Source organism: Nocardia coffeae (assembly GCF_019890715.1).
Taxonomy (GTDB): domain Bacteria; phylum Actinomycetota; class Actinomycetes; order Mycobacteriales; family Mycobacteriaceae; genus Nocardia; species Nocardia jiangxiensis.
Window position 1 is genome coordinate 405,309 of the sequence record NZ_JAINZY010000004.1, and the last position, 25,113, is coordinate 430,421.

Consider the following 25,113-nt stretch of genomic DNA (forward strand, 5'->3'; position numbering starts at 1 on the left):
AGCTGTGTCCGTGGCTTCGGCAACAGCCGGCGACGGCGCCCCGGTGTGAACCGGGGCGCCGTCGCCCTCTCCACTGCCTCGAGCGGGCTGCTACGTGATGATCCGCAGGGGGTGCTCCAGCAGATCCTTGAATTGCTGCAGGAACTTCGCCGCGACCGCGCCGTCGATGGCCCGGTGATCGGCGGACAGCGTGACCCGCAGCACCTTGCGGGCCACCACCGCGCCCGAATCATCCAGTCGCAGTTCGTCACTCGCGCCGCCGACGGCCAGGATCGCCGATTCGGGCGGGTTGATGACCGCGGTGAACTGTTCGATGCCGAACATGCCCAGGTTGGAGATGGTGAAGGTGCCGCCGGACATCTCCTCGGCACGCAGTTTGCGTGTCCGGGCGCGTTCGGCTTTGTCGCGGCTCTCGGCCGCGATCTCCGAGACGCTCTTGCGGTCCGCGTCGTGAATCACCGGGACGAGCAGCCCGGCCGGGGTCGCCACCGCGACGCCGAGATGAATTCCCTTGTGCTGCAGGAGTTTGTCACCGGCGAAGCTGACGTTCACCGACGGATCCGTGCGCAGGGTGGCCGCGACCGCCTTGACGAGCAGGTCGTTGACGCTGACCTTGCCCTTTCCGGCGGATTCGAGCGTCGCGTTGATCTGCACCCGGAAGGCCAGCAGATCGGTGACGTCGATCGCGCTGGCCAGATAGATGTGCGGGGCCTGCTGCTTGCTCTCGGTGAGACGGGTGGCCGAGACCTGCTGGATGCGGGTCAGCGGAATCTCGTCGTAGTCGCCCGACGCCGGAACCGGTTGCGCTACTGCGGCTTCGGCGGTGGCCGCCGCCGGTGCGGCTGCCGGGGCTGTTCCGGAATCGGTTGCGGGCTTCGCTGATTCGACATCACGGCGAGTGATGCGCCCGCCGGGCCCGGTGCCGGTCACGGTCGCCAGATCGACCCCGATTTCGCGGGCGATCTTCCGTGCGAGCGGCGAGGACTTGGGACGCAGGCCGTCCGCGGTGGCCGAACCGCCGGATGTGCGATCGTCCGGTGTCGCGGATCCTGGTGTGGCCGCGGGTGTCGGCGATACGGAACCCGTTGCGGGCGTCGAAGCATCGGGTGTGGGCGCAGCGGGGGAGACCTCGGAGCCGCCGGTAGCGGCCGAGGTCTCCGGTGCCGCGGCGCTCGTGACGCGCGCGGTCCCGCTGCCATCCCCGACGAGTGCGATCGGTTCCCCGATCGGCACCCGCGCTCCCGCGTCGGCGAGGATCTGTTCGAGAACCCCGTCGTCGTAGGCTTCCAGCTCCATCAGAGCCTTGTCGGTCTCGATCTCGGCGATGACCTCGCCGCGGGCCACCGGATCTCCCACCTGTTTGAGCCAGGACGCGATGACGCCCTCCTCCATGGTGTCCGAGAGCCGGGGCATGATGATCTCAGGCATATCTGGTCCTCTCAGGCCCGCCGTCGGCCCACGGCCGCAAGGGTTTCCATGGCGGCGGTGTACAGCGAGTCGGCGGACGGCAGGGCGATCCGCTCGAGCGGTTTGGCGTAGGGCAGCGGCACCTCGGCCATGGCCACGCGGCGCACCGGCGCATCGAGGTAGTCGAACGCGCCGTCGGAGATGGATGCGGCCACCTCCGCGCCGATGCCGTAGGTCAGCCAGTCGTCCTCGCCGATCACCGCGCAGCCGGTCTTGCGGACCGAGGTGACGAGCGTGTCGCGGTCCAGTGGACGCAGGCTGCGCAGGTCGATCACCTCCGCCGAGATGCCCTCGGCGGCAAGGCGTTCGGCGACCTGGGTGCATACCGTCGCCATCCGGGAGTAGCCGATCAGCGTGATGTCCGAGCCCTCCCGGGTGACCGCCGCCTTGCCGATCTGCGCGGGCGGAATGTCCTCGGGCACTTCACCCTTGGTGTTGTAGAGCGAGAGGTTCTCCAGGAACAGCACCGGGTCGTCGTCCTCGATCGCCGCCTTGAGCAGCGCGGCCGCGTCGGCCGGTGTGCTGGGCGCGACCACCTTCAGGCCCGGGACGAACGCGTAGTACAGCTCGATGTTCTGCGAATGGGTCGCGCCGAGCTGCTGACCGCCGCCACCGGGCGTGCGGATGACCATGGGCACGTTGGTCTGTCCGCCGAACATGCCGTAGATCTTGGCCGCGTGATTGACGATCTGATCCAGCGCGAGCAGCGAGAAGTTGATGGTCATGATCTCCACGACCGGCCGCAGCCCCAGCATCGCCGCGCCGATGGCGGCGCCGACGAAACCCTCCTCGGCGATCGGCGTGTCGCGGACCCGCTTCTCCCCGAATTCGGCCAGCAGACCGGCGGTGATCTTGTAGGAGCCCTCGAAGACGCCGATCTCCTCCCCGATGAGAAAGACATCGTCGTCGCGCCGCATCTCCTGACGCAGCGTCTCGCGCAGAGCTTCGCGATACGTGATGACGGGCACGGAATTACCTTTCGGGGTGAGCGACGGGCCGTCGCGATGCGGGGTGACGGGCACGGGTCACCTCAGCGCCTCGGCCGGGAACAGCGGGTCGGCGGGCAGCCGGCGCAGTTCCCCGGGGACGGGGGTCGCATACGTGTAGTCGAACAGGCTGGACGGGTCCGGATGCGGGCTCGATTCGGCGAATTCGACAGCGGTGGCAACCTTCTCGGTGACCTCGGCTTCGATCGCGGCGGCCGACTCCTCGCTCAGCACACCGGCCGCGAGCAGCCGGGCGTGCCAGAGCGTGATCGGGTCGTGTTCGCGGGCTTCCGAAACCGCCTCGGTGCTGCGATATTTGGCCGGGTCGACTACCGAGTGGCCCTTGAGCCGATGGCTGACCGCTTCGAGCAGCGCCGGTTTGCCCTCGCTCCGTGCGGATTCGATGAGTTCGCTCGCCGCTTCGCGGACCGCCAGCACATCGGTGCCGTCCACCCGCTCACCGCGCATCCGGTAGGCCGCGGCCCGCTTCCACAGATCCGGTTCGGCCGACGACTTCTCGACCGTGGTGCCCATGCCGGTGTAGTTGTTGATCACCAGGAACACCACGGGCAGGCGCCACAGTGCCGCGATGTTCAGCGATTCGTGGAATGCGCCGATATTCGTTGTGCCCTCGCCCATCTGGCACACCACCACGTCGTCCTCGCCGCGATAGTCGATGGCCAGTGCCGCGCCGATGGCCAGCGGGACCTGGCCGCCGACGATCGCGTAACCACCGAGCAGCCGGGTCGCGGTGTCGTACATGTGCATCGAGCCGCCCCAGCCCTTCGAGGTGCCGGTGGAGCGGCCGTACAGTTCGGCCATCACCCGGCCGGGCTCGATACCCTTGGCCAGTGCGTATCCGTGCTCGCGGTAGTTGGTGAACAGGTAGTCGGTCGGGCGCATGGCCGCGCCGAGCCCGACGACGGTCGCCTCCTCGCCGAGGTTCAGGTGGCAGTAGCCGCCGATCCGGGCCTGCTGATACGCCTGGGCGGTGCGCTCCTCGAAGCGACGCACGAACAGCATGTCGCGATACAGGTCGCGCAGCGACTCGGGATCTGTTGCGGCGATACGGCTTTCGACCGTCGATGCCTCGGTCGCCGTGTTATCGGCGAGCGGCGCTGCCGAGCCGGTTTCGGCCTGGGCCGTCTTCTTCGAACGAGCGGACTTGCGCGGGGCCGAGGCGGTGGCGGGCGTGTCGTCGGCGGTCGCGGATTCCGATTCCTGTGCCGGAACGGATTTGGCGGCGGTGGCCGGACGTCCGTCGGCCGGACGGGTGGCCTTGTGGCCGGGCTTGCGGGGAGTTGCGGTGGTCACTTGTGGTGCTCCTCGAGTTCGATGCGGCACAGCGTTTCCGGTGTGGTCACGCTCTGCTGCCGCCTCCGGGTCGCTTACGCGGCGGCGCGATGTGAACCGGCAGTCCGAGACCGGCCAGGGCCGCCTCCATGCCGATCTCGCCGAGGGTGGGGTGGGCGTGGATGGTGCCCGCGAGTTCGTCGAGGGTGGCCTCGATCGAGATGGCCAGTGCGCCTTCGGTGATCAGATCACTGGCCGACGGTCCGATGATGTGCACGCCGAGCACCTCGTTGTGGCGCTGCCCGGCAACGATTTTCAGCATGCCCTCGGTATCCCCGAAGGTCTTGGCCCGGCCCAGCGCCGCGAACGGGAAGGAGGCGGTGACGATCTCGTGCCCCGCGGCGCGAGCGGCCTCCTCGGAGAGCCCGACGCTCGCGATCTCCGGATGGGTGAACGTGGCGGCCGGGATGACCGTGTAGTCGATGTGCGTCTCGTGCCCGGCGATGGCATCGGCCGCGGTGAGGCCCTGATGCGAGGCGACGTGCGCGAGCAGAGCCTTGCCGGTGACGTCGCCGATCGCGTAGACGTGCGGCACACCGGTGCGCATCTGGTCGTCGACGGGGATGAAACCCCGTGCGTCGGTGTCGATTCCGGCGACATCCAGATCGAGCGCGGCGGTATTGGGACGACGGCCGACGCCGACGAGCACCACGTCCGCGTCCACCTCACGAGCCTGCGGCCCGCCGACCGCGACGCGCAACGCTCCGGCCGCCTCGGTGATGCCGGTGACCGTGGACCCGGTCAGCACGGTGATGCCGCGTTTGGTGAACGAGCGTCCCAGGGCGGTCCCGATCGCGCTGTCCTCCAACGGAACCAGCCGATCCTGCATCTCCACGACGGTGACCTCCGCGCCGAAGGCGTGGAACAGGCTGGCCCATTCCGCGCCGACCGCACTACCGCCGATGACGACGATGCGCTCGGGTACCTCGGTCAGCCCGAACGCGCCGTCGGAGGTGATCACACCGGGCAGATCCGCCCCCGGCACGGGCAGTACCGCCGGTACCGAACCGGTCGACACGATGACGTCGGTGGCGGTGATCTCGCGGATCGCCGCCGCGCCGGGAGCCGCGGCGTAGCGGGGGCCACCAGCGAAGATCGGCGAGGTTCCGGCCTCGAAGACCTGCACCGTGGTGGGCCCGGTGAACCGCGCGTGGCCCTCGATCACGGTGACGCCGTTGGCTTTCAGCAGTCCCGCGACACCGTCGGTGAGCTCTTTGACGATGCCGTCCTTGCGCTGGCGCACGGCGGCGAAGTCGAAGCGGACGTCATCGGCGTAGACGCCGAAATCAGCTGCGGCACTGACTGTCTGGAATACCTCGGCGGATCGCAACATGGCTTTGGTGGGAATGCAGCCCCAGTTCAGGCAGACCCCGCCGGGCCGTTCCTTCTCCACCAGCCCGACCGTCAGGCCGCGCTGAGCGGCCCGGATGGCGGCCACATAGCCACCGGGACCGCCGCCGATCACCAGTAGATCGAATTCCGGCACTCGTGGTGCTCCTCGTCTCGAACGAATACGACCGCGCCCGGTTGTGGCGCGAGTCATCCAGGTCGAGTCTTGTCGCCACTCGGAGCACAAACAATGCACCGCAAGCCCAGGAATTCCGTTCCCAAACTGGGCGCTGCGCCCAATGGGGGGCCGACTGCCGCGGCGCTACCGGGAGGTGTCGAGCCCGAGCGCGGCGAGGGCGAGCGACAGTTCCAGCGCCGCGCGCTGATCCTCGAGCGGACGCCCCAGCAACCCGGAGATCCGCTGCAACCGATTGATCACGGTGTTGCGATGGCAGTGCAGTCGCGGCGCCGCATTGGCCGCGGAACGGTTCTCCGCCAACCAGATCGACAGTGTGCGCAGCAGGATGTCGCGCTCCTTGTCCGGTAGTTCGAGCACCGGGCCGAGGGTGTGGGTGAGCAGCAGATCGGTCAGATCGGGGGAGCGGACCAGTAGTGCCTCGGGGTACCGCTGCTCGAGCGACACCAGACCCGTTGCGCCCCCGGGCAAGGTCTGCAGTGCGATGAGCGCCAGCGCGTGCGCGGAATCCACCTGCGCCAGCCCCGGCACCGCGGGCGAGGCCCCCGCGCGCCCGCGCACCTGCGGCCGAAGTTGTTGCAGGACGGCCTCGTCGGTGCGATGTTCCAGCGAGACGATCCCGATCGTGGTGTCCACTCGGTCGTGCCACACCGATCGGATGCCCGAGGCGGACAGCGCCGTCTCGGTGCCCGCCCGCAGTGGCCGCCCCGCCCCGCGGGCCGCGACCACCAGATATGCACCCTGCGTGGGCAGATTCAGCTCGCGCGCGGCGCGGGCGGCGAACGCGGCATCGTGTGCCCGGCCCGAGAGCAGATCCTCGATCAGTGCGTGGCGGCGGCGCTCGTCCCGCCGGACCTGTTCCAGCTCGGTATTGCGGTACGAGGTCACCAACGCCGAGGACAGCCCGTCGACCACCGCCCACATCGCCGTCCCGGATTCCCGGATCTCCTGTGGCCCAACACTTCCGGCCTTGTCGAGCAACGTCTCCCAGACGATGCCGCCGCCGAGCCGGAAGGTTCGCAGCATCGCCTCCATCGGCACGCCCTGCTCGGCGCGATGTCGTCCGATCGCCGCGGCCACGTCGTCGGTTTCCGGATCGCCGCTCGCGCCGCCGAGCAGATCCAGGATCCGGGTCAGGTATCGGCGGCAGCCCTCGCGCAGATCCGCGCGGGGGACCGAGGTGTAGTCGGTCCATTCGGGGTTGTCGGTGAAGATCGCCGCCAGCAGTCGCCGTGTCATCGCCGGCACGTCGGCCCGGCACGCCTGGGCCAGGGTGCGCGTCCCGGGCGTCGAAAGGGCAGGTTGTGGCGATGCCATGGCCAGCACGGTACGCCGGATCGGCTCAACCCAGCGCGAGTGCCAGGAAGAAGTCGACCCGGTCCTCGAGCCGGGACAGATCGCGGCCGGTCAGCTCCTCGATCCGGGCGATGCGGTAGCGCAGCGTGTTGACGTGCAGGTGCAGCAGTTCTGCGCTGCGGGTCCACGAACCGTTGGTCTGTAGGAATATCTGCAGGGTGTGCACCAGATCCGCGCCGTTGTCCTGGTCGTAGGTGACCAGCGGGTCCAGCAGGCGCAGCCGGAACATCCGGCGCACCTCGTCGGGGACGCTGGCCAGCAGCATCATGTGGGTGGCCAGTTCGTCGTGGCCGACCAGTGCGCCCGCGCGCCCGCGTCCGGCGGCCATCCGCCGGGCGTAGCGGGCCTCCTCGACCGCACCGCGCAGCCCCTCGCCGTCGACGATGCCGCTGACGCCGATCGACAGGCGGATACCGCCCAGACCCGGTTCGAGGGTGCGCAGCGCCGAACCGATCTCGGTGCGTGCGTCGGCGTCGGCGGGAATCAGCGCGATCGCCTCGCCGTCCACCAGACCGGCGGCAGGTGTTCTGCCGTAGAGGATTTCGCGCAACAGCGCGCGTAACTCCCTGGGCCGCAGCACATCCTCGGCCGCTGCGGCTACCGCGACATAGCTGTCGGTCACCCCGAGCCCGGTCAGCTCCAGTCGCGAAATGATCTCCGCCGGTTTGGCATCGGAGACGATCAGCTGGACCAGTTCCTCGGCCAGGCGGCCCTCGGCGCGCTGGCGATCGTCGTTGCGGACCCGTTCGAGGGAGACGATGGCCGCGAGTTCTCCGGCCAGCGCGCGACGCTGTTCGGGCCAGTCCGAACAGTCCGAATCGAACACCAGCAGCCAGTCCGCGACCCGGGAGGTGCCGAATTCGTCCACCGCGAACAGCGAATACGGCTGCGGCTCGGCGCGGACCACGTGCGGCAGCCGCCGCGCGGACAGGAATTCGGTGACCGTGCGCGCGGGCGGCGGCTCGGCCGGTCCGGCCACGACCCGACCGGTCGTGGACATCACCCAGCAGCGCATGTCCAGATCGCGTTCGATGAGATCGAGTACCGAACCCAGGCCGGTGCCGGAGACCAGCTGGCGATGCCGGTCCAGGATCGCGGTCAGATCCGCCGCCCGGCCGGTGGACAGCATGCGGGTGATCCGTTCGGTGACGGTCGCGAACGCCACCCGCTCATCCACCCGGAACAGCGGAATCCGGTACTTGCGGCACGCCTGCACCACATCCTCGGGCGGTTCGCCGTAACGGGCGTCCCCCGTGGCCAGCGCCGCCGCCTTGGACCGGGCCAGTGCCGCGACGAAGGTCTCGCTGTCCTGCGGACCGCTGCGCCACTGCATACCGGTGAGCACCAGTTCGCCACCCGACAGATAGCGGCTGGGATCGGGCAGATCCTGGGTGACGACCCAGCGCACGAACCGGTCGAGCTCCTCTTCGCCGGTGACGAGTTCGAGCCCCAGATCCGTCATGGCGAGCAGGGAACGTAGACGCATGATTCCGGACGCTAACAGCCTGCGCGCCCGATTGTCGCCGTATCGAGGGCACTGGTGACCTCGCCGTAACGCGGGCGTCATCGCATTTGGAGATAAGTACGAACGACCCCGTGTGAACCAGCGCACAGTTCGGAGTTCCGGTCGTGGCCGCGCGATGGCTCGGCCGGGTGTACTGGCTTCACACGTTTCATGCCGATGGAGGTCAGATGACGGTGCGGCAGTGCACACCCGGAAATGCCGGGGGGATGTGATGGAATTCCTGCGACCCGGCGGTTGGGCCGAGGCGCTCGAATTGCGGGCCGCCTTTCCCGAGGCGCTCCCCATTCAGGGCGGCACCGATGTGATGGTCGAGCTGAATTTCGACAAGGGGCGTCCGGCGGCACTGCTGGATCTGAATCCGTGCGCGGAATTGCGGCATATCGAGGAAATCGATGGCCGGGTGCGCGTCGGCGCGGGTGTTCCGTACGTGCAGATCATCCGTGAGCTGGGCACACGTGTACCCGGACTGGCCCAGGCCGCGCGCACGGTGGGTTCGCCGCAGATCCGCAATCGCGGGTCCGTGGGCGGTAATCTCGGCGCCGCGTCGCCGGCCGGTGACAGCCATCCCGCGTTGCTCGCCGCGAATGCGGTGATCGAGGTGACCTCGGCCGCGCGCGGTTCCCGGATGATTCCGATCGACGATTTCTACGTGTGGGTCAAGAAGAATGCACTCGAACCCGACGAATTGATTCGCGCGATCTGGCTCGAACCCGATTCAGGTCCGCAGTATTTCTCGAAAGTGGGCACTCGCAACGCCATGGTCATCGCGGTATGTTCCTTCGCGATCGCATTACATCCCCGAACGCGTACGGCGGGAACGGGAATCGGTTCCTGCGGCCCGACACCCTTGCGGGCTCGCGCGGCGGAGGATTTTCTCGCGCGCGAACTGCCCTGGGCCGATCCGGTCCCGCTGACCGAGACGATCGCCCGCGAATTCGGCGCATTGGTCGCGGCCGCGGCGAAACCCATCGACGATGTGCGCGGCACAGCCGACTATCGCACGCACGCCCTCTCGGTCATGGCGCGCCGCACCCTGAGTTGGGCCTGGAACGATCTCGCGGCGCAGAGGAGAGCGGCCTGATGCGGGTGAATGTCCATGTCAACGGCGTCCGGGAGACCGTCGACGACGTCTGGGAAGGCGAGAGCCTGCTGTACCTGCTGCGCGAGCGGATGGGGCTGCCGGGCTCCAAGAACGCCTGCGAACAAGGCGAATGCGGTTCCTGCACAGTCTATCTGGATGGCGTACCGGCCTGCTCGTGCCTGGTCGCCGCCGGGCAGGCGCACGAACGTTCGGTGCGCACGGTGGAGGGCCTGGCCACTCATGCCGATGGGTCGGCCGACCGGCTCGATCCGGTGCAGCAGGCGTTCGTGGAGGCCGGTGCGGTGCAATGCGGATTCTGCACACCGGGGCTGATCGTGCAGGCGCACGACCTGATCGAGCGGAATCCGGAGCCGACCGATGCGGAGATCCGCGAGGCGCTGGCCGGAAACCTCTGCCGCTGTACGGGTTACGAGAAGATTCTCGACGCGGTGCGGGTGGCCGCACGGCGAAAGGCGGCAGCGCGATGAGTAAGGTATCGCAGGCTGATCCGGCGGCGCCATCGTCTGCGGGCCGCCGGATCATCATCGAAAACGCTTATATCGCACCGGTTGTCGGCGAGGAGATCGACAACGGACACCTCACCGTCGACAACGGCCGGATCACCGCCCTGGGCTGTGGACCCGCGCCGATCGTCGAGGACGCCGAGCGTATCGACGCCACCGGGTGCCTGGTCACCCCGGGCCTGGTGAACACCCATCACCACCTCTACCAGTGGGCCACCCAGGGCCTGTATCAGGACGCCACGCTGTTCGAATGGCTGACCGGGCTGTACCGGACCTGGGCCCGCATCGATGCCGACATCACCCATGGCGCGGCAGTGGCCGGACTGGGCTGGCTGGCACTGAGCGGGACCACCACCTCCACCGATCACCACTACGTATTCCCTTCGGGCCGTGGCGATCTGTTCGAGGCCGAGGTGCGTGCGGCCGCGGAGGTGGGGCTTCGATTCCACCCCTGCCGGGGCTCGATGGACCGCGGTCGATCCGACGGCGGTCTGCCGCCGGACGAGGTCGTGGAGACGATCGATCGGATCCTGGACGAGACCGCGGCGGTGATCGACAAGTACCACGACCCCTCCTTCGATTCGATGCTGCGAGTGGCCGTCGCGCCCTGCTCACCGTTCTCGGTGAGCGAGACACTGCTGCGCGAGTCGGCGATCCTGGCCCGCGACAAGGGTGTTCGCCTGCACACCCATCTGGCCGAGACGCTCGACGAGGATCGGCACTGTCGTGAGCAGATGGGTTGCACCCCGGTCGAATACATGGAGAAGATCGGCTGGCTGGGCCCGGACGTCTGGTTCGCGCACGCGGTTCATCTGCGCGACAAGGATATTCAGCGTTTCGCCGAGACCGGCTCCGGCTCCGCGCACTGCCCGAGCTCCAATGCCCGGCTCGGTGCGGGAATCGCCCGGGTGCGGGATCTGCTGGCCGCGGGCGCCCCGGTCGGACTGGGTGTGGACGGCGCGGCTTCCTCCGAGCTGACCTCGTTGGCCGGTGAGATGCGCCAGGCCATGCTCTTTCAGCGTGCGCTGTACGGGCCGACGGCCCTGACCGCACGCCAGGCGCTGGAGATCGGCACTCTCGGCGGGGCGCGAAATCTGGGTCGGCACACCGAGATCGGCAGTCTCGAGCCGGGCAAGCTGGCCGACATCGCGATCTGGCGGGTCGACGGATTCCGTTCCGCCATCGCCGATCCGGTGTGCTCGCTGGTCTTCGGCCCGACTCCGCCACTGGCGCGACTGCTGGTCGGCGGGCGCACCGTGGTCGAGAACGGCGAGTTGCGCACCGTCGCACAGGACGTCATCGCCGCGGCCGGGGTCTCGGCCCGTGATCGGCTGCTGCGCGGACAGGACCGCTGATGACCGTCTCGCCGAAATCACGGACCGGATCAGGAGTTTCGATGACCCGCTCTACGCGCTTCCCGGCCGAGGTGGCCGCACCCGGCAACGCCGGCGTCGGCGGCAGCCCGCTGCGTCCCGACGGAACCCTGAAGGTCAAGGGCGAGTTCGCCTATGCCTCGGACCTGTGGATCGACGGCATGCTGTGGGGGATGACCCTGCGCAGCCCGCATCCGCGCGCCCGCATCCTGCGCATCGACACCGCCGCCGCGCTGGCCGTCACCGGCGTGCACGCCGTACTCACCCACGAGGACGTGCCGGGCCGCAAGATGTACGGCTTGGACCACACCTGGGATCAGCCGGTCCTCGCGATCGACGAGGTCCGTCATCACGGCGAGCCGATCGCGCTGGTCGCCGCCGACCATCCCGAAATCGCCCGCCGCGCGATGGAATTGATCGAGATCGAGTGGGAGGTGCTCGATCCGATCGTGGATCCCGTTGCGGTGGTGGCTGATCCGGAAGCCAATCGGGTCCAGGAGCGCGGCGGCATCGCGCGTCATCAGCCGGTCCGCGTGGGCGATATCGCCGTCGGCCGGGCCCTGGCCGACGTGGTGATCTCGCGGAAGTACGAGGTCGGCATTCAGGACCAGGCATTCCTGGGCCCCGAATCGGGTCTGGTGGTCCCTGCCGAGGACGGCGGTCTCGAGTTCTACGTCGCGACCCAGTGGATGCACAACGACCTGTCCCAGATCGGCCCGTGCCTGGGCCTGCCCGAGGACCGGATCCGGATGACCATGGCCGGGATCGGCGGCGCGTTCGGTGGCCGGGAGGACCTCTCGATGCAGATCCATGCCGGGATGCTGGCGATGCACACAGGCCGGCCGGTCAAGATGATGTACAACCGCGAGGAGTCCTTCTTCGGCCACGTCCATCGGCATCCGGCGCATCTGTGGTACGAGTACGGTGCCACCCGGGCGGGAAAACTCACCTACGCGAAGGTGCGGATCATCCTCGACGGGGGCGCGTACACCTCCGCGACGTTGAACGTCACCGGCAACGCATCCTCACTCGCCCTGGGCCCCTACGAATTCCCGCATCTCGAGGTGGACGCCTACGGCGTCTACACCAACAATCCGCCGTGCGGTGCCATGCGCGGATTCGGTGCGGTACAAGCGTGTTTCGCGCACGAGTCGATGATGGACGAACTCGCCGAAGCGCTCGGCATGGACCCGGTACACGTGCGGCAGATCAATGCCGTCACCCAGGGGTCCAAGCTCGCCACCGGGCAGGTACTGCACGCCCCGACCCCGCTCGCGCCGATGCTGGGACGGCTGAAAGATATGCCGCTGCCACCGGATTCGGATATCTCGGACATCCGCAACCTGCCCGGCGGCGCGTCCCAGACCACCCATGGCGAAAGCGTCGTTCGCGGCGTCGGATACGGCGTGGGCATCAAGAACATCTGCTTCTCCGAGGGCTACGACGACCTGTCCACCGCGCGAGTGCGGTTGCAAGTCACTGCCGGAGAACCGGTTGCGCTGGTGCACACCGCCGCGGCCGAGGTGGGGCAGGGCCTGGTCACGGTCGAGGCGCAGATCGCTCGCACCGAACTGGGCATCGACCGGGTCACCATCGCCCCGGCCGACAACGCGGTGGGGGATTCGGGGTCGTCCTCGGCCTCCCGCCAGACCTACATGACCGGTGGCGCGGTCAAGACCGCCTGCGAGGCCGTGCGGGCCCGCGTCCTGGAACTCGCTGCGGCCCAGGGTATCTCGGGTGCGGCGCGGCTGGTCGGCGGGAAGGTGGTCTCGGCAGCCGGTGAGGTGCTCGCGGCACTGGTCGACGTACTCGATGAGGGGGTCGTCGAAGAAACCCGCGAATACCATCACCGGCCCACCACCGGGATGGATCCGGTGACCGGACAGGGCCGGAGCCACACCCAGCTGGCCGTGTGCGTGCATCGCGCCGTGGTCGACGTGGACACCGAACTCGGCCTGGTCAAGGTCGTGGCTCTCGACGCGGTCCAGGACGTGGGCCGGATCATGAACCGGCTCTCGCTCGAAGGCCAGATCCACGGCGGATCCGTCCAGGGTCTGGGTCTGGCGGTCATGGAGGAAATTCAGGTAACCAACGGAAAGGTGCGCAATCCCTCGTTCACCGACTATCTCATTCCCACGATTCTCGACACTCCCACACAGAGATTGGACATTCTGGAGAATCCCGACCCGCACGCCCCCTACGGGCTGCGCGGCGCGGGAGAGCCTCCCACTCTCTCGTCCACACCCGCGGTCGTCTCGGCAATTCGCAACGCCTGCAAGGCCGCCGGCGGGACAGGGAACCTGAGCCGGGTTCCGGTCCGTCCCGAGGACATCATCCGAAGCTGTTGATCAACAGGGGTTCTCGCCCGGCGTGGACCGGGCCCCCACAACCGCATTCCGAACTACAGGTCCGATGACGGCCGGACTGCAGGTCGGCGTGATGCCGCGACTGCTCTGCATCACACGCAGAGCGCGGCGTACTCGTTCCAGCCCCGAGGAGGGCACGCCAATGACCGAGGTACAGACTCGTACTTCCCCTGCTGCCACCACCGCCAAGCGGTCCGCGCTCGACCGGATCTTCCGGCTGAGCGCGCGCGGCAGCACCGTCACCCGGGAAATCCGAGGCGGCATCACCACATTCGTGGCGATGGCCTACGTGATTCTGCTGGTGCCGCTGATTCTGGCCGGCGCCACCGACATCGACGGAAAGCACCTGAGCATCGCGCAACTCACCACGGCCACAGCATTTTCCGCCGGATTGTCCACCGTGCTGATGGGTCTGGTGGGCAACGTCCCGCTGGCCCTGGCCGCGGGCCTGGGCGTGGTCCCGGTGGTCGCCTTCCAAGCCGCGCCGCATATGACTTGGCCGCAGACCATGGGCCTGGTGCTGCTGATGGGCGTGATCATCGTGATCCTGGCCGCGACCGGGCTGCGCACCATGATCATCAACGCCATTCCGCTGGCCTTGAAGAATGCGATCGGCGTCGGGATCGGGATGTTCATCGCGATGATCGGCCTGGTCTCGGCGGGTGTGGTCGGGCACGGTTCGGCCTCGGGGCCGCCGGTGAGTCTGGGGCCCGACGGACATCTGCAGGGCTGGCCGGTGGTGGTGTTCGGGGTCGGGCTGCTGCTGATGATCGCGCTGTACATCCGCAAGGTGCCGGGAGCGATTCTGATCAGCATCGCGGTCGCCACGGTGCTGGCCGTGGTGATCAACGCGGTGGCCACGATCGACCCGAAGTCGTGGGGGACCGTCGTGCCCAAGGCGCCGTCCCGGTTGTTCGCCGCCCCGGATTTCGGGCTGATGCTGCATGTCGACCCGTTCGGCGGCTTCGTCCGCGCCGGCGCGCTGACCGCGGGCGTCGTGCTGTTCACGCTGGTGCTGACCGGCTTCTTCGACGCCATGGGAACGGTTTTCGGAGTCTGCGACGAGGCCGGACTGCTGGACGAGAAGGGCACCATGCCCGGAGTCGGCCGAGTACTGACGATGGACGGCCTCGCGCAGATCATCGGCGGTGCGAGCGGCGGCGCGGGCAGCACCGTCTACGTGGAGTCCGCGACCGGTGTCGGTGAGGGTGCGCGCACCGGTCTGACCAGCCTGGTCAGTGGCGGATTGTTCTGTCTGGCAATATTTTTCACCCCGATCGCCGGGGTGGTGCCGATTCAGGCCGCGTCGCCCGCGCTGGTGCTCGTCGGGGCATTGATGATGACCCAGGCGCGCAAGATCGATTGGTCCGACATGGAGGTCGCGGTGCCCGCTTTCCTGACCATCGTCGCGATGCCGTTCACCTATTCGATCACCAACGGCGTCGGCGCGGGGCTGATCTCGTACACGGTGATCAAGGCCGCCCGCGGACGATTCCGCGAAATCCATTGGCTGGTCTGGGTGGTGAGTGCGATCTTCGCCTGCTACTTCGCCATCTCCGGAATCGAAGTCCTGTTGAGAGGGTAGTGATCATGCGCGAGCTGACCGAGCAGATCCTGCGATGGCATTCTGCGGGAACACGATTCGCCGTCGCCAGCATCATCGGCGTCACCGGCAGCGCACCGCGCCCTGTCGGCGCGGCGATGGCGGTGGACGAGGACGGCACCGTCGTGGGTTCCGTCTCCGGCGGCTGTGTCGAGGGCGCGGTCTACGAACTGTGCCGCGAGGCATTGGCAACCGGCACACCGCAGCGGGAAGCGTTCGGCTACAGCGATTCCGACGCTTTCGCGGTCGGATTGACCTGCGGCGGGGTGCTCGAGGTCTTCGTGCACCCGGTCGGCTCGCGCGATCACGACGCACTGCTCGAGGCCCTGCGGGCCGACGGTCCCGTCGCGCTCGTGCGTGACATGGGCTCGGGGGCGACGCTCGCGGTCGGGCCGGACTGGGTCTCGGAGCCGTCCGAGGACACCGAGGGTGGCGGGCCGGTAGCGTGCGCTGATCGGGCGGTGGTGGCGCAGGCGCGGGCGATGCTCGATCTCGGTGCCACCGGCGTGCGAATGATCGGTTGCGGTGCAGGAGAAGTCACGGTATTCATCGAATCCTCCGTGCCGCCGCCTCGCCTGATCGTGTTCGGGGCCATCGATTTCGCGGCCGCGGTCGCGCGAATCGGCGCATTCCTCGGCTACCACGTGACGGTGTGCGACGCCCGCCCACTGTTCGCGACGAAAGCCCGCTTCCCCGAGGCCGACGAGGTCGTGGTGGACTGGCCGCATCGGTATCTCGAAAGCACGCACGTCGATTCGCGCACGGTGATCTGCGTGCTCACGCACGACGCGAAGTTCGACGTGCCGGTACTCGAGGTGGCGCTGCGGCGCCGCGTCGCCTACGTGGGCGCGATGGGTTCACGCCGCACCCACCGCGACCGCACCGCCCGGCTGCTCGCGGCCGGACTCACCGAATCCGAACTCTCCCGGCTACATTCCCCGATCGGCCTCGACCTCGGCGGTCACACCCCCGAGGAGACCGCCGTGGCCGTCGCCGCCGAGATCGTCGCGGCCCGGCACGGCGGTTCGGGCCGCGAACTGCGCGCCACCGACGCCACGATCCACCGCCCGGCACCCGGCGAAACCTTGGGCGCGCCACCGATGGAGTCCGCGACCGCGCAGGCGAGACTTCCCGTGCGGTGACGCTTCCCCGTGCCGAGACGACCACCCGGCGGACCGCCCTCGATTCGGTTACGGTTCCCGTGCGGTGAGCTGCGAGCGCGGAAGAGGCGTAATCGGTTGTTGGCGAGACTGATCCAATCGACATTGGTGGTAGTGGTACTTGTCGTGCTGCTGGCAGAGCCCGGATCGCGTTGGTGGAGTTACGCGGACGACGCGGGCTGGGTCGATCAGCAACGGCCGCAATGGAAGTCATGCGGGATCGCGGACCTGGACAATGTCGGCGGGCAGTGCGCGCAGGTGTACGTGCCACTGGATTACGCGCATCCCGACGGCCGCACCGTGGCCGTTGCGGTGTCGCGGGTACGTGCCACCGATCCCGCGCATCGCCGAGGGGTGTTGCTGGCCAACCCCGGTGGTCCGGGCGCGAGCGGGCTGGACACCGTGGATCTGCTCGGTGACGTACTGAGCCCGGATGTGCGGTCGCACTACGATCTGATCGGATTCGATCCGCGCGGTGTCGGGGCGTCCGGGCCCGCGGCGAGCTGCGGATGGCCCGTCGGCGAGATGACCTACTCCGCGGGCGTGGATCTCGCCGGTTTCCTGCATGATTCGGGTCAGGCGGCACGCATGGCGGTCGGCTGTCTGCGCAACGACCCGGCGCGGCTGCGGCAGTTCACCACTCGGAACACCGCACGAGATATGGATGTGATCCGGAAGACGCTGGGGGAGAGCCGGATCAGCTACTACGGCGTGTCCTACGGTACATATCTCAGCGCGGCACATACCATTTCGGCGCGACACCCGCCGACGTGCGGCACACGATCGAGCGATTGATCACCACGGCTTCCCGGCGTCCGATCGTGCTCGACGGTTTCGCCATCGATGACCACTGGCTACCGTTCCTGCTGCACGACCTGCTGGACAATTTCCGGCTCGACGAGTCACTGGCCCAGGTCATCCGGGAGATCGCCGATGCCGCGGCCGGCTCGCCGACCACCACACACGGCTCCGAGCTGCGCAGCCTGGTGCAGGCACTGCGTGACGGCGAGGATTCCGCGCTGGCCGAAATCGCCTGCGGCGACACCGCCGCGCCCGAGGATCCGGCCTGGTACTGGAACAACATCCAGGCGACCCGCACCGCCCAACCGGTCTTCGGAGCCTTCGCCAACAACATCGAACCCTGCGCCTACTGGCCGCGTCCGGCCGAGCCGGCAACGGTCGTCCGCAACGACGTCCCGGCACTGATCATCCAGGCCACAGACGACCCGCGCACTCCATACCAGAACGGCGTCCACCTGCACCGTGCCATGCCTGCCACACGCCTGGTCACGTTGCAGAACGTCCGAATACACATGACGTTCCGCCCTCAACTGAGCCGATGCGTAGACGATGCGATCAACACCTACCTGGACACCGGAACCCGCCCATCGGCCGACCTGACCTGCCGCGCCGACACGACCGCGCCCTAGCGTGCATGTGCAGGTCGTGCGGCCGCTCATCCTCGGTCGAACAGAAGACCTATATCCGCAGCGTGGTGGACTTCGGCACGAAGGCTGTGGAGAACTGGTGACGCTCGGGCGGCTTATGGGCCGGTTGGGTCGATGTGGGCTGCGACTGTCGAGGGATCCAGGCCGAACGAGCGGATGAGTGCGTGGACCTCGTTGCGGTAGAGCTTGTCCGGGTTGGTTGTCTGTGCGACGAGATTGCCGCGGATTTCCAGCGAGACCAGGCCGTGCAGATGGCCCCAGATGCGCAGGGCGATGGCGATCACCGCGGGTGGCAGGTGTGGGAACTCGGTGCGGACCTCGCCGACCAAGGTGGGGTCGAAGTCCGACCAGTCGAATCCGTAGTCGGTGTACAGCGGTTCGGCCGAAGGCCATGCGCCCGCAGCCAATTCGGTGAGTCCGGCGCACACCCGATGCTCGGCCTCCGGAGCCGCACCGCCTTCGGGCGGTCGGTAGCCGGGCACCGGATCGCCGTAGATCAGCCGGAACCCCTCCCGGTTCGCCAGTGACCACTCGCGAAATGCGCAGGCCCACGCCATGATTCGTGCGGCCGCGAGGTCCGGTGCGCACGCGTCGCGGGCGGCGATCACCGTATCGGCCAACTCGCCGTAGACGTCCTGGATCAAAGCGGTGACGAGGTCGTCGCGGGTGCTGAAGTAGCTGTAGACGGCGTTGGCCGTCATCCCCATCTCCCGTGCGATCGCGCGCAATGTGATCGCACCGGGACCGCCCTCGGCCATGAGTCGGAGGGCGACCTCCTTGATCTCCTCGGTCGTCTCGGTGCGGCGGCGTTCCCGCCTCGTCGGTGTGGCCACGGCGTCACCCTACAGCAGCGTGAAGAGTATATACGTTGAGAAATTACTGCACGCCGTATAGTTTATTCGCAGCGTATCTGGAATGCTTCCGCGCAGCGTGTGAGGAGAAGGCATGTTCATCGGAGTCGTCGGTGCTACCGGCAATATCGGGCAACGCGTGGTCGCGGAGGCTCTGTCCCGAGGTCATCAGGTCAGGGCCTTCACTCGCGGTGCTGCGGACGCCCGCCCGAAGCAGCCGGGTCTGACCTGGGCGAGTCTCGATATCTTCGACAGCGAGGCCGTCACTGCCCAGCTCCCGGGCCTGGACGTGCTCGTCAGTTGTTACCAACCCGGTAATGCCGCACAGGATTTCGATGACACCGTCACCCGGTCGATCGCCGATCCGACGGTCTATGCCACCGCCGCCCGTTCCCTGCTGCGAGCCCTCGAAACCCATCCACGTACCCGGCTCATCGTGGTGGGTGGCGCGGGCAGTCTCGAACACGAACCCGGCAGGGTCGGCGCGGACGACGAGGTCCAGCTGCGTCAGGATCTCGAAAGTATCGGTCTCCCAGCCGATTACGCGGCTGCCGTACGTGGCCATCGGGACGCCCTGGACATACTACGCCTGTCGAACCGCCGTTGGACCTACTTCAGCCCGGCCGAACTGATCGCACCCGGTGAGCGCACCGGCCGTTTCCGCATCGGCGAGGATCAGCGAATAGTCGACGCCGACGGCCGTAGCCACATCTCCATCGAGGACGCCGCAGTGGCCCTGCTCGACGAAGCCGAACTACCTCGTTTCGTTCAGCGTCGCTTCACGATCGGCTACTGAGCGCCTGCCCTAGGCGGGCGATCCCGCTGCCGCGCAGTGCAAACCGGCATGTGGTCCTGCTCGGATGGGGTCGGGCATGATGGCAGGTGTGGGGATGGAGCGGATTACCCAGACGGAGCACACCTTTCGTACTCGTGCGGCCTATGACCGGCTTGCGCCGGTGTGGGCTGCCACCACCGATGACGGGCCGTACAACGGGTGGCTGGAGCGGCCCGCGTTGCGGTCATTGGTGCCGCGGCCGCTCGCCGGGCTGACGGTTCTGGATGCGGGGTGCGGGGCCGGTGGGCAGAGTCGGTGGTTGCTGTCGGAGGGGGCGGAGGTGATCGGTGTCGATCTGAGTGCCGCGATGGTCGCCGAGGCCGCGGCCGGATGTGCGGGCCGGGGGCGGTTCTTTCAAGCCGATCTCGCGGAGCCACTGGAGTTGCCCGACGCGTCCGTCGACGGGATCACCAGTTCGCTCGTGCTGCACTATCTGCGCGACTGGCAGGTTCCGCTGCGCTCGTTCGCTCGAATTCTGCGACCTGGTGGGTGGGTGGTGTTGTCCGTCGACCACCCGTTCGCCCCCGCGATGGACACCCAGCAGGGGTCCTACTTCGATGCCGAACTCGTCTCCGACACCTGGATAAAATCCGATGTCGAAGTCACGCAATACTTTTGGCGTCGACCGCTGGCAGCGGTGATGGCGGAGTTCTCAGCGGCCGGATTCGTGATCGATGCGATCACCGAATCGCGACCGTCGGCGGAGGCACTACAGCGGTTTCCCGCCGAATTGGGCCCGCTGACCGATGTTCCGAGTTTCATCATTTATCGGCTTCGATCGATGTGATCCGTGTCGGTCGTGCCCAGGCCGGTGAGGTGATTCCGATCGCTTCGCTCACCAGGCGAACCAGTTTCGGGTCCAGCGCCGAGCTTGTCCGGCCGGCTCCGGTGGATCCGGCGGCCAGCCACCGCCGGCTGCGGGCGGCGAGGTCGACCAGGCGCGGGTCGTCGGAGGGCCACTCGAATGCCGCGTCGTAGTCGAGGTAGATGGCCCGGAATTGGGGATCGTCGATGGCATCGAGCTTGTCGGCGATCCACTGGGCGACGTCGGTGGACACGAACAGTCTTTCGCCGCAACCCAATTCGGCGATCTGCTCGCGGGTCCGGCGCACTCGCGGCGGCCAGGGGTGGGTGTAGGTAGCGCAGGCCAGCTGCAGCCGAGATCGATTTCATTGCGGTCGGTGCTGAACCTATCGGGTGATGCGAGGAACCGGATATCCGTCGTAGCCGATCGGCGCCCTCCCCCGTGGATTCCAGTGAAGAATATGTGCCGACGAGTTCGACATCCTCGACGTCGTTGTCGGGTTCATGGGCATGCTGCGCAGTATCTGGCTGGATTCGGTATCGTTGCCTGGACTTGACCAGTGGTTCTCCGAAAAATGTTGTGTGCAAGCATAATTGGATCAAATGTCCAGAGTGAAGATTCTGATTTCACATGGATTTGCGGGATGTTTCGGGGTGAGCTTCGCGGTAAAATTCGAACATGAATTCGATGGGGGTGGAGCCTGGAGGGTCGACAGCCGACGTGCTGTTGGCTGCGGTGGGTGAGTTGGTCGAACAATCGCTGACTCCGTTGTCGGATCGTGGGGTGGTGGAGTTGCTGCGTGGGGTGGAGCGTGCGGCGCGGATGTTGGTTGCGGTGCAGCATCGGGTGTTGATCGAGGTGGATTCCCGGTCGATTCCGGCGGATTCGGGTGCTAAGACGATCAAACGGTTCCTGATGGAAACCCTGCGCCTGTCGAACGCCGAAGCCGGTGCACGCGTGCGTGCCGCAACAAAAGTGGGCACGTTCCGTGACCTGGCGGGTGTGGAGCGAGATCCCGAGTTGCCTTGTGCGGCGGCGGCGTTGCGGTCCGGGGATATTTCGGTGGAGCACGCGCGGGGTGTTGCGGCGGTGATGACCCGGATCCCTCGCGCCGCTGATGAGGTCGATCGTGCGGCGGCGGAACAGATCCTGACCGAATTCGCCGAGACCGGGTCGCCCGATGATATGAGCAAGGTCGGAGACGGCATCCTGGCGTATCTGGATCCGGACGGAAAAGTCACCGACGAGTCTGATCGCGCACGCATGCGCGGAATCCGAATCGGCCGACAGCGTGCGGATGGGATGTCCCCGATCAGCGGGGAGATCGACCCAGTACTGCGGGCGTTACTCGATCCCGTACTCGCGAAGTACGCGCGACCGGGTGTGGGGAATCCGGATGATCCGGCCAGCCCCAGGGCTGATGTGGATGGTGCGGATCCGACGTTGATTGCTGCGGCGGCGCAGCGTGATTCCCGCACCGCCGCCCAACGCACCCATGACGCGTTCGCGCTGCTGCTGGGTGAGCTGGTGGATACCAGCAAGCTTGGTTCGCATCGAGGCATTCCAGTCACGACGGTGTTGACGATGCGTGTGGAGGATGTGGAGCGCCTGTCGGGGGTGGCGACGACGGCGACCGGTGGGACGGTGGCGGTCACCGAGGCGTTGCGGTTGGCCGAGCGGTCGCGTCCGTATCTGGCGGTGTTCGATCACGGTGGTTTACCGCTGCATTTGGGTCGGATGCGGCGCCTTGCCTCATCCGCGCAACGACTCTCGTTGATCGCGGCGCTGAGTGGCTGTTCCCGGCCGGGGTGTGACGCTCCCGCATCGTTGTGTGCGGTCCACCATGTGCGTGATTTCAGCAAGGGTGGTCCGACTGATATCGAGAACCTCGTTTTGGCGTGTGATCACTGTCATTCGTTGATCAATGACAGTGACGCTGGTTGGAAAACTGTTGTTCTGGAGGATGATTCGCAGTTTCCGGGTCGAACTGCGTGGATTGCGCCGGAGCATATTGATCCCACTGGTACTCCGCGAGTGAATCATCGTCATCGTGCGGGGGAGTTGTTGGCGGAAGTCGTGGCGGGCGTCCATGCCCCCGCCGGGTTTGTCGAGCGTGCAGCGAACGAACTCACTCCCCGGCCGATCGGCGTCAGGCGTGGATCAGGTCGGTGATCTGGTCGAATTGGGTGGTGAAGGAGTCAGGGGTTATGGCGGCTATGCGGATCAGGAGGTGGCGGGCTCCTGCTGCGGTGTACTGGTTCAGTTGTGTGGCAATATCTTTCGTTGAGCCGGTCATCAGGACCTGGATCTGCTCGACCTGTTCCACGGGCATGCCGTAGGTGGTTCGGCAGTAGTCGTCGAGGGCGGCGCGGCCTCGGATGGGATCTTCGTCGATATAGACGGTGGCGAAGAGAGCTGGGGTGATGGCTGTTTCGTCGCGGCCCTCGGCTGCGGCGGTGGTGTGGATGGTGGTCAGGCCCGTGGCGTAGTCGGCGGGGTCGGGTGGGTAGGGGAGCCAGCCGTCGTACAGGCGGCCGGTGCGTTTCAGGGCGGCGGGGGTTGCTCCGGCGAGCCAGATCGGTGGCCCGCCGGAGCGATGCGGGCGAGGAGCCTCCGGTAGCCAGTCGTAATGTAATACTCTGCCGTGGAAGGGATTCGAATTGCCCGACCACAGCTGCCGCCACAGGCGGACGGTGTCGTCCAGCTGGGAGAACCGGGTCCGGAAATCCACCCCGGACAGTTCGAACTCGGGTTCGCTGATGCCCGGGAATCCGGCCCCTACGCCGAGCACGATTCGCCCCTGCGACACCAGGTCCAGTGAGCCGAGCACGAGCGCGGTGTGCACCGGATTGCGGTAGGCCGGAATCAACGCGGCCGTGCCGAGGGTTATGCGTTCGGTCGCCGTGGCGGCGGCTGCCAGCAGCGTCAGCGGTTCGACCCGTGCACGCAGCAGCGAATCACCCAGCCACGCCGAATCGAATCCGCGCTGCTCGGCGCTCACCACCAGATCGAGAAGTGCGCGAGCCGAGCCCCCGGCGGCGAGTTGAGCCTGCCCGGCGGGCAGCAGTAGTCCGTATCGGATGTCGTTCACCGCTTCAGGATTCGCCGAGCGGTGTGCGTCGGACAATTCCCTGCGGGGTATGAACGACACCCGGTGGACTCGGCCTGCTAGCGGGCAGTTCGCGGCGCTCCGATACCCGGGTCGATGCGTACCGGGCCAGAAGCGGTCGGAGCTATCGGAAAATCGAAGATGGCCGTCGGAATGTAAACGGTGGCACAGGAGTTCGGGATGTCCACCACACCGGAGAAGCGTCCCTCGATGGGGGCCGCGCCGAGCAGCAGATAAGCCTGTTCGCGGCTGTAGCCGAAATTGGTCAGGTAATCGATGGCATGCAGACAGGCGCGTTCGAATGCCAACTGGGAGTCCAGGTATCGCTGTTCGCCGTCGAGGGTGACCGAGGTTCCGGAGAAGGCCAGCCACTCGGAGTACACCGGGCCCTCGTTGCCGGGCAGGAAGACCGCGTTCTCGGTGACCCCGTACAACTGCATGCCGTTCTTGATCACATCGACGCGCAGGTCGATGAAACCGCCCATCTCGATCGCGCCACAGAAGGTGATCTCCCCGTCGCCCTGCGAGAAGTGCAGATCACCGACGGACAGTTTCGCGCCGTCCACGAAGACGGGATAGAAGACGCGGCTGCCGCGCGTGAGGTTCTTGATGTCCTGGTTGCCGCCGTTCTCGCGGGGCGGGGCGGTACGTGCTGCCTCGGCGGCCACACGATCGAATTCGGGACCGGTCAACGAGCCCAGGATCGCGTCCCGGGGTTCGGGCGGCAACGCCAGCGGCGGCACCCGCTCGGGGTCGGTGGCGATCAGTGCGGCTTCCCGGGTGTTCCAGGTGCTCAGCAGGTCGGCCGAGGGTGCGGTGCCCATCAGGCCCGGATGCATTATTCCGGTGAATTTCACTCCGGGGATGTGCCGGGAGGTCGTGGTGTGCCCGCTGAAATCCCAGATCGCCTTGTAGGCGTCGGGGAAGTGCTCGGTCAGGAAGCCGCCTCCGTTGTCGGTGGCGAAGATCCCGGTGTAACCCCAGCCCTGACCGGCCAGCGGGCCCGAATCCTCTTGCGGGACAGGGCCGATGTCGAGGATGTCGACGATCAGCAGGTCGCCGGGTTCGGCGCCCTCGACGGCGAACGGCCCGGACAGGCAGTGCACCGTGCTGAGCGGGGCGTTGCGGACGTCGTCGGCCGAATCGTCGTTGTGGATCGCCCCGTCGAACCATTCGCGCACGTGCACCCGGAACTCGTCGCCGGGTCGCACGGTGACCGTGGCGGGGATGTCGGGATGCCACCGGTTGTGGCCGACGAACTTCTGGTCGGTGAACCGCTTGGACGAATCCAACGGGTACAGCAACTCGGGCATGGGATACCTCTCTTCGGCGTCGAAAGCGTGGAAGCCGTCAGGAGCGGGGGAGCTTGCGGTGCAGGGGATTTCGAGTGACCCTCGGGCTGCGGCGCGGCGGCGGCGCGGCGACGCGCGGCGGTTCGGACGCCGTGCGGGCGGTAGCGTCGAGCAATCGGGTGGCCGTCGAGCCGGAACGTAGCAGGGCGCCACCGCAGATGCGTCGCCGAGACTGGTTGTGGCACACCGGGCACGGCGCGGATTCGGGGACGTCGGTGATGGGGTGGCGGCCGTCGAAGCGGCCACATGTGGGACAGGTGAATTCGTAGCTGGGCATCGAGGGACCTCCGGCTGACCGGGCTGTGCCGACAATCAGTTTCATTTGAGTATATTTTGGACGGACACAATGGAAAGCCGGATATGTCACGGCCGCGAAACGGTGCGGTTAAGCCGC

The 25,113-nt window shown here is 67.3% G+C and carries 22 protein-coding genes; 11 read left to right on the forward strand and 11 right to left on the reverse strand.

Annotation, left to right across the window (positions count from 1 at the left end):
- Positions 1 to 90 precede the first annotated feature (90 nt).
- The 6 genes from K7711_RS18590 to K7711_RS18615 all read right to left on the reverse strand — a co-directional run bounded on the left by K7711_RS18590 (position 91) and on the right by K7711_RS18615 (position 8,173).
- The gene (locus tag K7711_RS18590) at positions 91 to 1,428 is read right to left on the reverse strand and encodes a dihydrolipoamide acetyltransferase family protein (protein ID WP_222970662.1); all 1,338 of its coding nucleotides are present in this window, start codon (positions 1,426 to 1,428) and stop codon (positions 91 to 93) included.
- A gap of 11 nt (positions 1,429 to 1,439) precedes the next feature.
- Complete coding sequence (locus K7711_RS18595) at positions 1,440 to 2,426, reverse strand: alpha-ketoacid dehydrogenase subunit beta (protein WP_222970901.1); 987 nt, start codon at positions 2,424 to 2,426, stop codon at positions 1,440 to 1,442.
- A 66-nt stretch (positions 2,427 to 2,492) separates the two neighbouring features.
- Positions 2,493 to 3,767: a pyruvate dehydrogenase (acetyl-transferring) E1 component subunit alpha gene (gene pdhA / locus K7711_RS18600; protein WP_308014816.1), complete on the reverse strand. Its 1,275-nt coding sequence runs from the start codon at positions 3,765 to 3,767 to the stop codon at positions 2,493 to 2,495.
- 46 nt (positions 3,768 to 3,813) lie between these two features.
- Positions 3,814 to 5,292: a dihydrolipoyl dehydrogenase gene (lpdA, locus tag K7711_RS18605; RefSeq protein ID WP_222970663.1), complete on the reverse strand. Its 1,479-nt coding sequence runs from the start codon at positions 5,290 to 5,292 to the stop codon at positions 3,814 to 3,816.
- Positions 5,293 to 5,457: 165 nt separating this feature from the next.
- Positions 5,458 to 6,648, reverse strand: coding sequence for a PucR family transcriptional regulator (locus K7711_RS18610; protein ID WP_222970664.1), 1,191 nt, complete (start codon positions 6,646 to 6,648; stop codon positions 5,458 to 5,460).
- Between the two features lie 25 nt (positions 6,649 to 6,673).
- On the reverse strand, positions 6,674 to 8,173 hold the full coding sequence (locus K7711_RS18615; protein ID WP_222970665.1) for a PucR family transcriptional regulator: 1,500 nt from the start codon (positions 8,171 to 8,173) through the stop codon (positions 6,674 to 6,676).
- Between the two features lie 250 nt (positions 8,174 to 8,423).
- Here K7711_RS18615 and K7711_RS18620 point away from each other — a divergent pair, with 250 nt between their 5' ends.
- From K7711_RS18620 to K7711_RS18655, 8 genes are all read left to right on the forward strand, one after another.
- Positions 8,424 to 9,293, forward strand: a complete 870-nt coding sequence (locus K7711_RS18620) for an FAD binding domain-containing protein (RefSeq protein WP_222970666.1) — start codon at positions 8,424 to 8,426, stop codon at positions 9,291 to 9,293.
- Entirely contained in the window at positions 9,293 to 9,781 is a 489-nt protein-coding gene (locus K7711_RS18625) for a (2Fe-2S)-binding protein (RefSeq protein WP_222970667.1), read from the forward strand. Before K7711_RS18620 ends, K7711_RS18625 begins: the two co-directional genes overlap by 1 nt.
- Positions 9,778 to 11,172 (forward strand): 8-oxoguanine deaminase, encoded by a 1,395-nt coding sequence (locus K7711_RS18630; RefSeq protein ID WP_222970668.1) that lies wholly within the window; start codon positions 9,778 to 9,780, stop codon positions 11,170 to 11,172. Before K7711_RS18625 ends, K7711_RS18630 begins: the two co-directional genes overlap by 4 nt.
- Before the next feature lie 41 nt (positions 11,173 to 11,213).
- Positions 11,214 to 13,538 (forward strand): xanthine dehydrogenase family protein molybdopterin-binding subunit, encoded by a 2,325-nt coding sequence (locus K7711_RS18635; RefSeq protein WP_235747372.1) that lies wholly within the window; start codon positions 11,214 to 11,216, stop codon positions 13,536 to 13,538.
- 160 nt (positions 13,539 to 13,698) lie between these two features.
- On the forward strand, positions 13,699 to 15,141 hold the full coding sequence (locus K7711_RS18640) for an NCS2 family permease (RefSeq protein ID WP_222970669.1): 1,443 nt from the start codon (positions 13,699 to 13,701) through the stop codon (positions 15,139 to 15,141).
- Positions 15,142 to 15,146: 5 nt separating this feature from the next.
- Positions 15,147 to 16,301 (forward strand): XdhC family protein, encoded by a 1,155-nt coding sequence (locus K7711_RS18645; protein ID WP_222970670.1) that lies wholly within the window; start codon positions 15,147 to 15,149, stop codon positions 16,299 to 16,301.
- A gap of 126 nt (positions 16,302 to 16,427) precedes the next feature.
- Entirely contained in the window at positions 16,428 to 17,114 is a 687-nt protein-coding gene (locus K7711_RS48945; RefSeq protein WP_222970671.1) for an alpha/beta fold hydrolase, read from the forward strand.
- Positions 17,111 to 17,749 (forward strand): alpha/beta hydrolase, encoded by a 639-nt coding sequence (locus K7711_RS18655; protein WP_222970672.1) that lies wholly within the window; start codon positions 17,111 to 17,113, stop codon positions 17,747 to 17,749. Before K7711_RS48945 ends, K7711_RS18655 begins: the two co-directional genes overlap by 4 nt.
- A 113-nt stretch (positions 17,750 to 17,862) precedes the next feature.
- On the opposite strand, the gene K7711_RS48950 is transcribed toward K7711_RS18655, so the two are convergent.
- Positions 17,863 to 18,600 (reverse strand): TetR/AcrR family transcriptional regulator, encoded by a 738-nt coding sequence (locus K7711_RS48950; RefSeq protein ID WP_308014817.1) that lies wholly within the window; start codon positions 18,598 to 18,600, stop codon positions 17,863 to 17,865.
- A 112-nt stretch (positions 18,601 to 18,712) separates the two neighbouring features.
- Here K7711_RS48950 and K7711_RS18665 point away from each other — a divergent pair, with 112 nt between their 5' ends.
- Together K7711_RS18665 and K7711_RS18670 are read left to right on the forward strand one after the other, a co-directional pair.
- Positions 18,713 to 19,414, forward strand: coding sequence for an NAD(P)-dependent oxidoreductase (locus K7711_RS18665; protein WP_222970673.1), 702 nt, complete (start codon positions 18,713 to 18,715; stop codon positions 19,412 to 19,414).
- Between the two features lie 160 nt (positions 19,415 to 19,574).
- Positions 19,575 to 20,240, forward strand: coding sequence for a class I SAM-dependent methyltransferase (locus tag K7711_RS18670; protein WP_308014832.1), 666 nt, complete (start codon positions 19,575 to 19,577; stop codon positions 20,238 to 20,240).
- On the opposite strand, the gene K7711_RS18675 is transcribed toward K7711_RS18670, so the two are convergent.
- Positions 20,215 to 20,511 (reverse strand): hypothetical protein, encoded by a 297-nt coding sequence (locus K7711_RS18675; RefSeq protein WP_222970675.1) that lies wholly within the window; start codon positions 20,509 to 20,511, stop codon positions 20,215 to 20,217. The two genes, K7711_RS18670 and K7711_RS18675, sit on opposite strands and share 26 nt — an antisense overlap.
- Positions 20,512 to 20,936: 425 nt before the next feature.
- On the opposite strand from K7711_RS18675, the gene K7711_RS18680 reads away from it, so the two are divergent.
- Positions 20,937 to 22,430, forward strand: a complete 1,494-nt coding sequence (locus tag K7711_RS18680; RefSeq protein ID WP_235747373.1) for an HNH endonuclease signature motif containing protein — start codon at positions 20,937 to 20,939, stop codon at positions 22,428 to 22,430.
- Here the strand turns inward: K7711_RS18680 and K7711_RS18685 are convergent.
- The 3 genes from K7711_RS18685 to K7711_RS18695 all read right to left on the reverse strand — a co-directional run bounded on the left by K7711_RS18685 (position 22,408) and on the right by K7711_RS18695 (position 24,996).
- Positions 22,408 to 23,349: an LLM class flavin-dependent oxidoreductase gene (locus K7711_RS18685; RefSeq protein WP_222970676.1), complete on the reverse strand. Its 942-nt coding sequence runs from the start codon at positions 23,347 to 23,349 to the stop codon at positions 22,408 to 22,410. The genes K7711_RS18680 and K7711_RS18685 overlap by 23 nt on opposite strands.
- A 77-nt stretch (positions 23,350 to 23,426) precedes the next feature.
- Positions 23,427 to 24,680, reverse strand: a complete 1,254-nt coding sequence (fmdA, locus tag K7711_RS18690) for a formamidase (RefSeq protein ID WP_222970677.1) — start codon at positions 24,678 to 24,680, stop codon at positions 23,427 to 23,429.
- A 37-nt stretch (positions 24,681 to 24,717) separates the two neighbouring features.
- Complete coding sequence (locus K7711_RS18695) at positions 24,718 to 24,996, reverse strand: FmdB family zinc ribbon protein (protein WP_222970678.1); 279 nt, start codon at positions 24,994 to 24,996, stop codon at positions 24,718 to 24,720.
- Positions 24,997 to 25,113 lie beyond the last annotated feature (117 nt).

Coding starts and splice junctions, on each gene's coding strand:
- K7711_RS18620 (WP_222970666.1), top strand. CDS start 8,424: ATGGAATTCCTGCGACCCGGCGGTTGGGCCGAGGCGCTCGAATTGCGG.
- K7711_RS18610 (WP_222970664.1), bottom strand. CDS start 6,648: ATGGCATCGCCACAACCTGCCCTTTCGACGCCCGGGACGCGCACCCTG.
- K7711_RS18615 (WP_222970665.1), bottom strand. CDS start 8,173: ATGCGTCTACGTTCCCTGCTCGCCATGACGGATCTGGGGCTCGAACTC.
- K7711_RS18640 (WP_222970669.1), top strand. CDS start 13,699: ATGACCGAGGTACAGACTCGTACTTCCCCTGCTGCCACCACCGCCAAG.
- K7711_RS18680 (WP_235747373.1), top strand. CDS start 20,937: ATGAATTCGATGGGGGTGGAGCCTGGAGGGTCGACAGCCGACGTGCTG.
- K7711_RS18665 (WP_222970673.1), top strand. CDS start 18,713: ATGTTCATCGGAGTCGTCGGTGCTACCGGCAATATCGGGCAACGCGTG.
- K7711_RS18695 (WP_222970678.1), bottom strand. CDS start 24,996: ATGCCCAGCTACGAATTCACCTGTCCCACATGTGGCCGCTTCGACGGC.
- K7711_RS18625 (WP_222970667.1), top strand. CDS start 9,293: ATGCGGGTGAATGTCCATGTCAACGGCGTCCGGGAGACCGTCGACGAC.
- fmdA (WP_222970677.1), bottom strand. CDS start 24,680: ATGCCCGAGTTGCTGTACCCGTTGGATTCGTCCAAGCGGTTCACCGAC.
- K7711_RS18630 (WP_222970668.1), top strand. CDS start 9,778: ATGAGTAAGGTATCGCAGGCTGATCCGGCGGCGCCATCGTCTGCGGGC.
- K7711_RS18645 (WP_222970670.1), top strand. CDS start 15,147: ATGCGCGAGCTGACCGAGCAGATCCTGCGATGGCATTCTGCGGGAACA.
- K7711_RS18590 (WP_222970662.1), bottom strand. CDS start 1,428: ATGCCTGAGATCATCATGCCCCGGCTCTCGGACACCATGGAGGAGGGC.
- K7711_RS18635 (WP_235747372.1), top strand. CDS start 11,214: ATGACCCGCTCTACGCGCTTCCCGGCCGAGGTGGCCGCACCCGGCAAC.